Annotated in this window: 8 protein-coding genes; 6 read left to right on the plus strand and 2 right to left on the minus strand. The window is 60.6% G+C overall.

Annotation, left to right across the window (positions count from 1 at the left end; genetic code table 11):
• Positions 1 to 374: 374 nt before the first annotated feature.
• Positions 375 to 5,882, minus strand: a complete 5,508-nt coding sequence (locus HV744_RS35020; RefSeq protein ID WP_175153843.1) for a trifunctional serine/threonine-protein kinase/ATP-binding protein/sensor histidine kinase — start codon at positions 5,880 to 5,882, stop codon at positions 375 to 377.
• 228 nt (positions 5,883 to 6,110) lie between these two features.
• On the minus strand, positions 6,111 to 6,782 hold the full coding sequence (locus HV744_RS35025; protein ID WP_175153844.1) for a response regulator transcription factor: 672 nt from the start codon (positions 6,780 to 6,782) through the stop codon (positions 6,111 to 6,113).
• 589 nt (positions 6,783 to 7,371) lie between these two features.
• On the opposite strand from HV744_RS35025, the gene HV744_RS35030 reads away from it, so the two are divergent.
• The 6 genes from HV744_RS35030 (at position 7,372) to cydB (ending at position 13,272) form a co-directional block, all read left to right on the plus strand.
• Positions 7,372 to 7,821, plus strand: a complete 450-nt coding sequence (locus HV744_RS35030) for a hypothetical protein (RefSeq protein ID WP_175153845.1) — start codon at positions 7,372 to 7,374, stop codon at positions 7,819 to 7,821.
• A gap of 131 nt (positions 7,822 to 7,952) precedes the next feature.
• Positions 7,953 to 8,696, plus strand: a complete 744-nt coding sequence (locus tag HV744_RS35035) for a (Fe-S)-binding protein (protein ID WP_175153846.1) — start codon at positions 7,953 to 7,955, stop codon at positions 8,694 to 8,696.
• Positions 8,693 to 10,069 carry a lactate utilization protein B gene (locus HV744_RS35040; protein WP_175153847.1) on the plus strand — a complete coding sequence of 459 codons (1,377 nt, stop codon included), beginning with the start codon at positions 8,693 to 8,695 and terminating at the stop codon, positions 10,067 to 10,069. Before HV744_RS35035 ends, HV744_RS35040 begins: the two co-directional genes overlap by 4 nt.
• On the plus strand, positions 10,066 to 10,674 hold the full coding sequence (locus HV744_RS35045) for a LutC/YkgG family protein (protein WP_175153848.1): 609 nt from the start codon (positions 10,066 to 10,068) through the stop codon (positions 10,672 to 10,674). The genes HV744_RS35040 and HV744_RS35045 overlap by 4 nt, the downstream gene beginning before the upstream one ends.
• A gap of 174 nt (positions 10,675 to 10,848) precedes the next feature.
• The gene (locus tag HV744_RS35050) at positions 10,849 to 12,237 is read left to right on the plus strand and encodes a cytochrome ubiquinol oxidase subunit I (RefSeq protein ID WP_175153849.1); all 1,389 of its coding nucleotides are present in this window, start codon (positions 10,849 to 10,851) and stop codon (positions 12,235 to 12,237) included.
• 36 nt (positions 12,238 to 12,273) lie between these two features.
• Complete coding sequence (gene cydB / locus HV744_RS35055) at positions 12,274 to 13,272, plus strand: cytochrome d ubiquinol oxidase subunit II (RefSeq protein ID WP_175153850.1); 999 nt, start codon at positions 12,274 to 12,276, stop codon at positions 13,270 to 13,272.
• The last annotated feature ends 263 nt before the right edge of the window (positions 13,273 to 13,535 follow it).

A 13,535-nucleotide genomic window follows, 5' to 3' on the forward strand; every position in this document is an offset into this window, starting at 1 on the left:
GCCTTTTTAGGCGTTGCGTTTCAGCAACGAACGAACGCTCGGATGTCCGTTTATTTTGCTAACGCGTTCGTCCTGTCCTTTAATTCCGCTAACGCGTCTGGCGAAGCTCGACAGCGGTGCGACCGAGCTGCCGCGTGACTGTGATGTACCGGTCAGCGCCAGTTGGCGCGACATGGTCGAGGGCGATGATCGCAAGCGTGCACTGCGCGCACTGGAAGCGGCCGTTGCCCTGCACTCGCGCTCGGACATTCGAACGTCTGCTCCGCCACCAGGCCCCGGACGTTAGCGGGCCGATACTGATGTCCTTTGGTCGAGAGGGACACATTTCCGTTCTGCGTCGCGCGTTCACGCCAGATTGCCACGCCGCGTGACGATCACGATGAAGGTGCTGGATGGGCTGGCACCGTGAATTGAAAGATAGCGCCACGGGGCAGGTTCGCGCTCGCCCACAGTCGCCCGCCGTGTGCCTCGATGATCGAACGGCAAATTGACAACCCCATCCCCAAACCGGTGGGTTTCGTTGTGTAAAAAGAGGCGAAGATGTCTTCGGCGCTGTCCGGGGTAAAGCCCGGCCCCGAATCCCGTACCGCCACCAGCACCCAGCCCGGGGCGGCTTGCCCCGCGCTGATGAGCACTTCTCGCACAGCGTCGCTTTCGCCGCTCATGGCCTCGATTGCGTTGATCACCAGGTTGAGGAGGACCTGTTGCAGTTCGACACGGTCTCCTTCGATTAAGGGCAGGCTGTCCGCAAGTTGCGTCTGCACCGAAACGCCGTGCTTCATCGCTTCGCCACGGGTGAGCTCGAGCAACTCGCGGACCGCCTCGTTGATGTCCACCGTTTCTTTCCGTGGTGGTGCCTTCCTGATCAGTTCCCGGATGCGGCCGATTACGGATGCCGCCCGATTGCCGTCGTTGACGATACGGTGGAGCCCCAGCCGAGCGTTCTCCACGTTAGGAGGCTTGGCGCTCAGCCAGCGAAGCGCTGCGTCGGCGCTTGTGATCGTCGCGGCGATCGGCTGGTTGACTTCATGAGCGATTGAGGCCACGAGCTGACCCATGGTGGCGACGCGGTTCGCGTGCGCCAGATCCGTCTGCACCTCGCGGTAGCGCCGCTCGCTCTCGCGGGCCGTTTCCTCTGACCGCTTGCGCTCGGTCAGATCAAGCACGAAAGCGACACCTTCCTTCCCACCTGATTCGAAACTCGCCACACCCAACATGACGGGCACACGTGTGCCGCCCTTACTGATGAACTCCTTCTCGAAGGGCTGTACTTGCCCCGTCTTCCCGAGCTCGGCCCGGGCTCGTTCGTCGCGTTCGCGCCACTCCGGCGGTGTCAGGTCCGTCCAGCGGACGCGACCGGTGACGAGATCCTCACGCTCGTATCCCACCATGCGCAGAAATGCGTCATTGGCCTCGAGAACATCACCATCGAGATTCCAGACGATAATCCCGATGATGTTGGCGTCGACCAGGCGCCGGATCCTGGCTTCGCGTTCGGCAAGGTCGCGGTACAAACGGGCATTCTCCAGCGCGATAGCCGCCTGCGAGGCGAGCAGCTTCAGTACCGCTAGCCGTGCCGGTACAAAGACTCGAGGAGCCAGGTCATTCTCGAGGTACAACACCCCGGTCAGCTTCGCCTGAGCGATCAGGGGCATGCAGAGAATTGAACGGGCGCGATGCTGACGAATGTAGGTGTCCGTCGCAAACGAGGGCTCGGCCGCGGCATCGTCGAGAATGACGCTCTCGCCGGTGCGCAGGACATGGTATAGGACCGACTTAGGCAGCACCGCCGCGGTCACCGGCTCGTCGTGCAGATGCACGACGACAGTCTCACCGCCGGTCGTGGCTTCCGCTGCTATCCGCGGTTCGCCGCTGTCTGGAAGAATCAGCAAGCCACGCTCGGCACCCGCCTGCTCAATCGCGGTGCGCATGAGCGTATTGATCAGCTTTTCCAGAACGATCTCGGTCGAAACAGCCTGCGACACCTTGATCACGGTCGCGAGGTCGAGGTGTTTCACCGGCGTTACGATCGTGCTCGTGGGGCCGGGCGCAGCCTCTTCCGTCCTGAGGTGCGGGTGCGCCTCCTCGAGTTGCCGCACTTTCCCATCGGCGCCCCAACGCTGGTAGGAGTAGCGCGCGTCCTGCAGACACACATGCGCGAACTTCTCGAATCCACGCACAGCGTAGAAGCGCGCGGCGAGTTCGTTGGCAAGCGCCTCATTGTGCACAAAGCCGTTTGCGCGTGCCGAGCGGATGGCCTGTTCGTAAAGGCCCATCGCATCGAAATCGCGGCCTTCGATCCTGGCAATCTCGGCGCCGACCAGAGCGGCACGGTTCCCGAAATTGTCCGGACAGTTTTCCGCCCAGACTTCAAGCTGCCTTCGATGCTCAACCACAGCGTCCAGCTGCTGCGGCCGCTCGCTGGCCGGTGCGCAGTCGCACCAGGCGGCTCGGGCCAGCGCGCCGTAAAAGTGATACTCGGCTTCCTCAAAGAGCGCTGGTGAGGTCCAGAGCAACTGTTGCGCCTTCGATGCGGCGCCCAGAGCCGATGCGTAGTCGCCAGCAAGATAGCGTGCCTGCAATTTTCGGATCCAGTACCAACACGCCGCGATAGCCAAGGCCGGGTTGCCGGACAAATGGCATTCGATGCGAAGCTCATTGAACTGCTCGTCGTCAAAGCAACCGAACTTCGGCGGCAAGCCGCGGAGCATCCGAATCAGCGCAAGTTGCACAGTAATGATGTCAACGACAAGGCCGAACCGCGCCTTGTTAGCGAACGCGAGGCCATGTTCGGCTTCACCCTGCACCTCAGGCAGCGGCTCGCCTGCGAAGAGAAGATCCGAGTTGAGATTGCAGCACGTGTAGGCTCCATACGTCAGGTCTCCGATCCGGTTCTCCGCTTCGAACGCACGGCGCAACAGATCACGGCAAACCCGCACGTGTCTCATCCAGGGCACTACGAAAACCGCGAAGCAATGGTACGTACTAGCCTCGAAGCGCTTTAGCCCGCGTCGTTCGACGAGCTCGTAGCCGAGTTGGCCGAATCGAAATCCAGCCTGGTAGTCACCGAAACGCGGTCCGGCGACCCGGCCGAGCATAGCATAGGCGACACATGAAGCATCGCAGTTGCCATGTTCGAGGCTGAGGCTGACCGCCTTGCAGATCGCCAGCGCAGCCAAATTCGCATCCATAATCGAGGCCGGCGCCCAGAGCTTACCCAGAACCTCGACGGTCGCGAGAGACGCCGCGTCGTCCATTAGCGGCAAATCGACGAGTTCCTCAATTGTCCGCCCCCCCAGCAGTGACCAGATGCGCTCATATTCGCGTCGCACCTCCTTCTCTGTAGAGTGTGGGGACCACTCGATACCGACATGCCGGAGGTTGTCAAGACAGACTGCGACCGCGCGGCCGCTCTGATCCAGGGTCGTGCACACATCCATGCGCAAGCACGCAACGCTTGCTTGTTCGACCGTCGTCGTGGCGCGCTTTGATAGCGCGGCCAATCGCTCCTCTGCGACCGACAACTGGCCGGTCAAAAATTCGCATTCGGTCCGGCTCAGCTCCAGTGCGAAGATCAGCTCATGCCTGCGCTCCCAACAATCGCTCTTCAATAGTTCTCTACCGGCGATGAGATAGGTCAGTGCCGAGGCGTAGGCGGTGGACCCCTTGGCGCGCTGGCCAGCGATCAGGTTGAACTCGGCGAGCTGCTCCCGTTCGTCTTGTTCGGTGATCAGCGCGGCGCCGCGATTGAGCTGACCCACGATCTCGAAGATCGCCCCCTCCTGCTTTTCCGGGGGCGTCTGCGCGGCGAGCAGCCGCCCGATCCGCAGATGGGCCTCGGTGCGCGAGGCTTCGGGAATCAGTGAATAGGCGGCTTCATGAACCCGGTCGTGAGCAAACTTGTAAGAGCCCTCCAGCCGCACGACCAGTTCCTGACGAATCGCCTCCCACAACGCCACGTGGACCTGTGCCTCCACAATTCCGAGAACGGTCGACAGTGTCGTGATCCCGGCGACATTCCCGAGACAGGCAAGCTGCTGCAACGCCTGCTGCGTTTGAGCCGGCAGGCGGCTTAGCTTGCCGACCATCAGGTCCACGACGTTGTCGGTGTAACCCTTGGCATGGATGCGATCGGAGTCCCAGCACCACTGTCCCGCGTCATGATCGAAGGTGAGTAAATCTTCTTCGACAAGCGCATGCAGAAACTGGATCACGAAGAACGGATTGCCGGCGGTTTTGTCATGCACCAGTTGAGCCAACGGCTCGATGCGCTCCGGCTCGCAGTGAAGCGCCTCCGCGATCAACTGCCTGACATGCACGCTGGCGAGCGTCGCCAGCGTGATCTCATTGATCTTGACGCCCGCGTTCCTGATGGCCTGAAGTTTGCCCGTCAGCGGATGCGTGGCATCGACCTCGTTGTCGCGATAGGCACCGACCAGCATTAGGTGCCGCAGATCCGAGCGGGTCAGCAGATCCTCGAGCAGGTCGAGCGTCGCCGCGTCGAGCCACTGCAGATCGTCGAGAAAGAGCGCAAGCGGATGTTCCGGTCGGGCAAACACGCCGATGAAGCGGCGGAACACGAGCTGGAAACGGCGTTGCGCCTGCTGCGGCTCCAGTTCCGGGACCGGCGGCGGCTCACCGATGATGAGCTTCACTTCGGGAATGAGGTCGGTCATGAGCCGCGCGTTTGGGCCCAGCGCTTCCAGCAACGCGTCGCGCCAGCTCGTTAGTTCGGTGTCGCTTTTGCCCAAAAGAGGCCGCACCAGGCTTTGAAAAGCCTGCACCAGCGTCGAATAGGGGATGTCGCGTTTGTACTGGTCGAACTTGCCGGACGCGAAGAGCCCCCGCGGCGGGACCAGCACCTTGTGCAGTTCATTGACGACCGCCGATTTGCCGATGCCGGAATAGCCGGAAACCAGCACCAGTTCCGGCGCGCCGCGCCCGACGATCCGATCGAATGCGGCGACCAGGGTGTCGACCTCGCGCTCCCGCCCGTACAGCTTCTCGGGAATCAGCAGCCGGTCAGGCGTGTCGTGTTCGCCCAGTGGGAAGGCATCGACGCGGTGCTGACGCCGCCAGGCGGTGAGGCAGCGTCGCAGATCCCGCTCGACACCGGTGGCAGTCTGGTAGCGCTCCTCGGCGGTCTTGGCGAGAAGCTTCATCACGATGTGGGAAACCAGAGGCGGGACAGTCGTCAACCGCGTGCTAGGCGGCACCGGCTTCCTGGCGATATGGCAGTGCACCCATTCCATCGGGTCCGAGGCCGTAAATGGCAGCGCGCCGGTCAGCATCTGATAGAGCGTGACGCCGAACGCATAGAGGTCGCTGCGCGAATCGATCGAGCGGTTCATCCGTCCGGTCTGCTCGGGGGCCATGTAGGCGAGCGTGCCGGCAATGGTCTCGGGCGGCTCGGGCGTCTGTCGCTCGCGCGGCAGTCGCGAGGCGATGCCGAAGCCGGTGAGCCGCGCATGTCCGTCGACGCAGTTCACGAGGATATGGGCAGGCTTGAGATCCTTATGGACGAGGCCGCGCTGGTGGAGCTGGCTCAGCGCTGCGCTGATGCCAACAGCGAGCCGCAAAACATCGCCCACCTCCATGGGCGCGCCGAGCAGCCGCGCGAGCGGCTCGCCGCCGGGGTCCTCGAGCACCAGCATGGTCCTGCCGCCTTCGCGCACCAGCTCCAGCGGCCGCACCGCCCACGCGCCATCGAGTTCATCGTTCAGTGCGAGTTCGTGAACAAGGCGATCAAGGCTGGCGGGTAAGGGATGTTCGGCGGAGGGCTGCACAATCAGGACGTTGTCGCAGCCGCCATTGCCTTGGCGCCGTCCGCGACAGAAGACGCGCTCGCCATCGTCACACAAAACTTCGAGTCTGTTACCCATCGACGCCGGAACCAGGTGTAGGGTTATATGCAGCACGCTGCCGTCAGACTGCTGACTGTCATTGAGGTCAGTAATGTTACTGCATGAGGCATATCATCAGGATACCTTGACGATCGTACCGACCACCTGATGGCATTCATCGGGAAGCCGGTCGACGCTTCGATCATGGAACAAATTTCGCTCTCGCTTCAAGCGGATCATAGGGCGCCAGGCGCTTGTCGGACAAGATCACTTCTTCATGTAATGCGGCTCGATTCCGAGGGCTTCCCCCTTTCGGACCAGATCTGCTACGGTATGCGCCCTCATTTTTCTCATCGCCTGTGCGCGATGTGCTTTGACCGTGATTTCGCTAACATTTATCTCGGAGGCAATCTGCTTGTTCATCAGGCCGGCCAACACGAATCCTATTATCTCGCGCTCCCGCGGCGTCAACGAGTCGTAGCAGGCACGAAGCGCCGCATTGGATCGTTCCGCCGCGAGGCGCTCTGCGTCGCGCGTCAACGCACGGGCGACGGCGTCCAGCATGTGTTGATCGCGAAAGGGTTTGGGGAAGAAATCGAGCGCGCCCGCTTTCATGGCCTTGACCGTCATCTCGATGTCGCCATGGGCTGTAATGAACAGGATCGGCATGCGAAGGCCGTACCTGGCTGCTTCTTCCTGAAATGCGAGGCCGCTCTCACCGCGTAACCTGATGTCGAGTATGAGACAACTGGGCACGTCGTCCTTTGGAAAGGCGAGAAACTCCCGCGACGACCCGAACGTCTCGACGCGTAGCCCAACCGAAAGTAGCAGGTCGCCCAGCGCGAGTCGAATCGATTCGTCGTCGTCGACTACATAAACCACCGATGGTGTGCGGCCGTCGGCGCTCTGGGTCGAAGTCGAATGCAGTCCCGAAATCATTTCTCCCCTCCTGAGTCGACAAAGTGCGCAGTGCCGTCTGACGTAGGGCTACCGAGAAGTTTGCAGCGCAAAGCCATGACCCACTTTCGGCAAATCAGCACGTCCCAGAAACGTCATCATACTTACAAACGTGATGTTTCAACTCTCAAATCTATCACGTTCAGTTCGTTTTATCCGAGCAGGTCCAACCTGACCGTAAGCCTGCCATTCTCGTCTGATGTTTCGCCACCGGCGAATGCGCCAGGCGGACACCTGCCAGGGTCGGAACTGCCCAGCGGATGAGCGCCTTACTGGGACCTCGATCTCCGCACATCGCTGGGCTCGGCGCGCCGCAAAGCACTCCCACGATTCCGCGAGATATACGTTGGTATTGGTCCTCGACGCCAATGCAGCGGTCGCGCCGATCAGTTTGGAGAATGGGTTTGCCAATCGGGCGCGCGTATCCTCATTTTCACGGCGGACGCATTCGCACGGCACGGAGAGTTACACCAACAGGCATCAACTCTTCTCCGGAGTACGAATGAGTTTGGCCAGGCCGATGTCCATCTTAGCGGCACAGCGCGCCGGCAGATCAACAGGAGAACGCGTCGTGAACACGAAAGAGACAGCTTGGGCGAGCGCCGTTGGGGAGCACGGAAGGTTCTATGCGGAACGATCCCGGCTTCAGACCCAAGCGAACGCGCTCCAACTGTGTTCCACGCGGACCGTGACAGTGCTGATTTTCGCCATATGTGCGTGGTCGTTGATTGAAGCGCCGTTCGAGCGCGGTGTGTCGAACGACTATAGCTGGCCGCTGGCCCTTGTTGTGGCAAAAGTGATCATCGTCGTCTCCGGAGTTGCGGCCGTCATCGATGTTCGATTTGGGCGCCCGATTTTCGCCTTTTTCTGCTGCACGAGCGTATTGGCGATCGCGCCGGGGCTCCCGCTGGAGTTCAAGCACTCGGTGGTGATTTCGCTGTTATCTCTGATCGAGTGCGCCGGCAAGGCTTCTTTCGTTACGGCGTTTTGCATTGGGTCGATGCGCGACAAGCCATCGTAAGAACGGCGTAGCGCAAGCAATTACCGACGAAAAGCAAAATCTGATTGAGTTTAACGTTGGACTCGATTGCAATCGAAAGCCCACAGCGAATCTCATCAAATATCAGAAAGTCTCTATAGGTACGGTCCACCATGCAGGTAGCTTTGTTCGTTCCCTGTTTCATTGACGCGTTTTTCCCGGACGTTGGCGTCGCGACGCTCGAACTTCTTGAGCGTCTCGGCTGTGACGTTGCGTATCCGCTTGACCAGACCTGCTGTGGACAGCCAATGGGAAATAGCGGTTGCGAGCGCGACGCCGCGGCAACGGAAGCGCTGTTCGTCAAGAATTTTGCCGACTTCGACCATATTGTCGCGCCCAGCGGCAGTTGCGTGCATCATGTTCGCGACCATTTGAGCGCGATCGAGCAGACCGCGGCAGTCAGGAAAGTGCGAGCCGGTACCCTCGAGCTGGTCGAATTCCTGCATGACGTCTTAAAGGTCGACGCCTTTCCGTGGGCCGAATTTCCGCACAAGGTTGGTCTGCACAACAGTTGCGGCACATTGCGCGCGTTGCACACCGCCAGGATGTCGGAGATCAACGGTCCGCAGTTCTCCAAACCGCTGGACCTGTTGGGCAAGGTCAAGGGCATCGAGTTCGTTTCGCCATCGCGCCCCGACGAGTGCTGCGGATTCGGCGGCACGTTCTGTGTCTCCGAGGAGCCGGTCTCTGCGCGTATGGGCTACGACAAGGTACGCGATCACAACCGCGCCGGAGCCGAGTACATCGTGTCGGCGGACTCCTCGTGCCTGATGCATCAGAAAGGCTGTGCCGAACGCCTCGGTCTTGACCTCAAGTTCATCCACATCGCCCAGATTCTGAATGGAGCACGCTCATGAAGCGAGTCCAACATGCCAGTCTGTCGGCAAACTTCATCGCCGAGGAAAAGAACCTCGAGTTTCACGACAAGCGTCTTTGGCAACTGCGGCAAAACCGCGATGCGGTGACCTATTCAATTCCGGAATGGGAGGAATTGCGTTCGCTCGCGTCGGCGATCAAGGAACATACGCTGACGCATCTGTCCGATTATCTCGAGGAATTCGAGCGTAACGCGACGAACAATGGCGTGACGGTCCACTGGGCAAAAGACGCGGCCGAGCATAACCGGATCGTGCATGAGATTCTGGAAGAGCAGGGCGCAACGAGGCTCGTCAAGAGCAAGTCGATGCTGACCGAAGAGTGCGAAATGCGGCCGTATCTGCAAGAGCGCGGCATTTCGGTGATCGAGACGGATCTCGGCGAACAGATCCAGCAGCTGGACAATGAAATGCCGAGCCACATCGTCGTGCCGGCCGTGCACAAGCTCGCCGGCGACGTCGCGAAAGTGTTCGCGAGGACGATCGGCACTGATCCGGAGAATGACGACATTCACTATCTCGCCGAGGCGCAGCGCCAACGGACCAGGCCGTTGATTCTCGATGCGCACGCCGGTATGACCGGTTGCAATTTCGCAGTCGCCCAGACGGGCACCGTCGTCGTGTGCACGAACGAAGGGAACGCCGACCTGTCGGCCAACGTGCCGCCGCTTCATATTGCGTCGATCGGAATAGAAAAGCTGATCCCCCGTGTCGAGCACCTCGGCGTGTTCATCCGGATGCTGTCTCGCAATGCGCTTGGCTCGCCAATCACGCAATACACGTCACATTTCAGGGCTCCACGCACAGGTGGCGCGACGCACTTCATTCTCGTCGACAACGGGCGCTCGGAGCGGCTGGCGATGGAGGACTTCTGGTACTCGTTGAAGTGCATCCGCTGCGGTGCGTGCATGAACACGTGCCCGGTCTATCGGCGCAGCAGTGGGTTGAGTTATGGCGGGGTCTATTCGGGACCGATTGGCGCGATCATCAACCCAACCTTCGATCTGAAGAAGTACAGCGCGCTGCCTTTCGCCTCGACTCTGAACGGCAGTTGCACCAACGTATGCCCGGTCAAGATCAATATTCACGAACAGATTTACAAGTGGCGGCAAATCATCACTGAGAAGCACCAACTGCCATTCGTCAAGACGCAGGCAATGCATGCGGCGGGCAAGGTGCTGGCCAATCCGAAGCTGTACCGGATCGCGATCGAAGGCGCCGACCTTGCTGTCAAGGAACTGCCGCGCGCGTTGCTCTACAACCCGTTCAACGCATGGGGCAAGCAGCGCGAGGTGCCCGACGCGCCCGAAATGACATTCCGGCAATGGTATTTGAAGAATAGGAAGGCCAGATGAGCAGCCGCAACGAAATCCTTGAAAAGCTGCGCCGCGCCCAGCCGCAGCCGGTCGAACTGCCTTCCGTGCCGATGTTCGACGAGCACCTGCCGCCGCCGTACGAGCAGTTCCAGAAATCGCTCGAGCAGATGGGCGGAATCTGGGCCGGCGCGCCCGCCGACGGCGACCTTGACTCGATGATCCGCGCGCGATTTCCCGACCTGAAGGTGCTGTGCTCGGCCGTGCCGGAAGTTGCTGGCACGCGGCGCATCGAGACGGTGCGCGATCCGCACGAACTGAACGATGTCGACGTCGGTGTGGTGCGCGTCGGATTTGCCGTGGCCGAAACAGGCTCGATCTGGCTGAGCGAGACCCAATACCAGGTCAACGCACTCGGCTACCTGTCGCAGCACCTCGTCGCGCTGCTTGATCCGCGCGACATCATCGGCAACCTGCACCATGCCTATCACCGGAACGAGTTCTTCGAGGCGAACTACGCCGTGTTCATGAGCGGACCGTCGGCGACCGCCGACATTCAGGGCGTCCTGATACGCGGCGCGCAAGGCATACGCTCACTGACAATCGTACCGATGCCCCGCTATGCGCAAATGGCTGGAACCATTTGACGATGCTGCTCTGGACGCTGGTTCTACGTCCCCGCCAGCGCATTGGGACCGGCTATAAAAAGCGGTCAACGACCGCTCTAGCAGATGACAGCACGAACGTGAGCTATCCGGAGCACGTTCAGTGCAGCAGCTTGTACCACTTGAATCCGCCGCAGTTCGCCTGGAGTTAGATCCATGAATCTGAGCGCATTAGACCTTTCGAGGATTCAGTTCGCTTTCACCGTTTCGTTCCACATTATCTTTCCCGCGCTGAGCATCGGCCTGGCAAGCTTTCTGGCCGTCCTTGAAGGCGCGTGGCTTCGCACGGGCAAACGCCACTACAAGGACCTCTGCGTTTATTGGTCGAAGATCTTCGCAGTCGGGTTCGGCATGGGCGTGGTGTCCGGTGTTGTCATGGCCTATCAGTTCGGCACGAACTGGGCCGGCTTCTCGAGCTTTGCCGGGCCGGTAACGGGACCGCTTCTTACCTACGAAGTCATGACGGCGTTTTTCCTCGAGGCTGGCTTTCTCGGGATCATGCTGTTCGGCTGGGACAAGGTGGGGCGAGGCGCGCACTTCGGCGCTACGGTGATGGTCGCAGTCGGAACGCTGATTTCGACATTCTGGATTCTTGCATCCAACAGCTGGATGCAGACCCCACAGGGCATCAGGATCGAGGGCGGCCATGTCGTTCCAGTGGACTGGTTCAAGATCGTCTTCAACCCGTCGTTCCCGTTCAGACTTGCCCATATGGCGATCGCGGCATTCATCGTCGGCGCGCTCGTGGTGGCGGCCGCCGGGGCGTGGCATCTGCTGAAAGGCCGACGCGATCCCGCCGTCAAAACCATGTTCTCGATGGCGCTATGGCTGTTGCTGCTCCTCGCGCCGATCCAGGCCCTGGTCGGTGACCAGCACGGGTTGAACACGCGCAAATATCAACCGGCAAAGATCGCGGCGATCGAAGGGCTGTGGGAAACCGAGAAGGGCGGAACCGCGTTGAACCTGATCGGCTTTCCTGACATGGATGCCGAGGTTACCCGTTATGCAATCCAGCTTCCGCACCTCGGGAGCGTGATCCTCACGCACAGTTGGGACGGCGAGATTCGCGGGCTCAAGGAGTTTCCGAAAGAGGACCGGCCCGACTCGTCGATCATCTTCTGGACCTTCCGCCTGATGGCCGGGCTCGGCATGCTGATGATCCTGATGGTGTTTATTGGCTTGCTGTTGCGGCGTGGGGGCCGCTTGTTCGAGAGCAAGTGGTTTCAGCGTTTCGTTCTGGCGATGGGGCCGACGGGCTTCGTGGCCCTGCTTGCCGGATGGGTCACGACAGAGGCGGGCCGACAGCCGTGGGTCGTCTACGGCGTGCTGCGCACTGCCGACGCAGTCTCGCCTGTCACCGCGCAGGCTGTTGGGGTGTCGCTGATGGCGTTCGTCATCGTGTACTGCCTCGTGTTCGGAACGGGCATCTATTACGTCCTGCGCCATTTGCATCAGGGGCCCGACTCACCCGACGCGGCGCGGCGGCTGTTGGCGTTGCCGGACATGGACCAGACGGGGCGCCGGCCACTGGCCGCCGTTGAGTAGCAGCGAAATTAAACCTGACCTCCACGGGAGCCGGAAATGGAAGTGACCTTCGCCTGGGCCGCGATCATCGCGTTTGGTTTGTTCATGTACGTAGTACTTGACGGCTTCGATCTCGGAGTCGGTCTGATCTTTCCGTTCTTTCCGGACGACGGCGAGCGCGACATGATGATGCACGCCATCGCGCCTGTGTGGGACGGCAACGAAACCTGGCTCGTGCTGGGAGGCGCAGCGCTGTACGGAGCCTTCCCGGTCGTGTATTCGATCGCGCTGTCCGCGCTTTACCTGCCGATCATCTTTATGCTGATTTGCCTGATTTTCCGCGGAGTCGCCTTCGAGATCCGCGGCAAGGCAAATCGCACGAAGAATCTGTGGAGTCTCGCGTTCATTGCCGGATCCGCGGGGGCGTCATTTTTTCAGGGCGTCATCCTTGGGACCTACCTGCACGGCATCCCTGTCGCCAACACCCACTTTGCCGGGGACGCGTTTTTCTGGTTGCAGCCTTTCAGCCTGCTCTCGGGTCTTGGTCTGATGGCAACGTATGCGTTGCTGGGTGCAGCCTGGCTGGTCATCAAGACTGAGGGCGACCTGCAACGCCGTTTGCATAGCCTTGTCGGGCCGCTGACGCTCGTGCTGCTGGTATTCATGATCGCCGTATCCGTCTGGACGCCGCTGTCGGATCCGCAGATCGCGAGGCGCTGGTTCGACTCGGGCCTGCTCTCCCGGTTGGTGCCGGTGCCGTTTCTGGTTGCGATCGTTGCATTGTTGATGTTTCGTGCAGTCAGGCGCCGCATGCATATTGCGCCATTCATCCTGGCGCTGGCTCTCATCCTGCTGGGCTACCTCGGCCTGCTGGTGAGTATCTGGCCTTATGCGATTCCCTACTCGCTGACACTGGTGGATGCGGCGGCGCCCCGGTCGAGTCAGGTATTCATTCTGGTAGGCGCGGTCGTGATTCTGCCAGTCATCATCGCGTACACAACTGCCGGGTATTGGGTGTTCAGAGGAAAAGTCGTGGGTGGTGCGCAATATCACTAGGCGCGTGATGTGCAAAGTCATTTCCCGCGGGCTAACGATATGCAACTTCGACGACTGTTCTGGTTCATCGCGCTCTGGTGCCTCGGCGTGGCTGGCGCTTTTCTTCTGGCGCTTCCATTCGAGTTGCTGATGCGCCTCGCGAGGTGTTGAGTGGGTATTGTCAAGTTGGTGCTGGGGTCGACGAATATAATTGGGCATGAAGAAAGCTTCCGTCTCCGTTCTGCCATCGGGCGAGGCGCCGATTTCGTTCAAGGGCTATCGAT

It is taken from the genome of Paraburkholderia ultramafica (assembly GCF_902859915.1).
GTDB classification, from domain to species: domain Bacteria; phylum Pseudomonadota; class Gammaproteobacteria; order Burkholderiales; family Burkholderiaceae; genus Paraburkholderia; species Paraburkholderia ultramafica.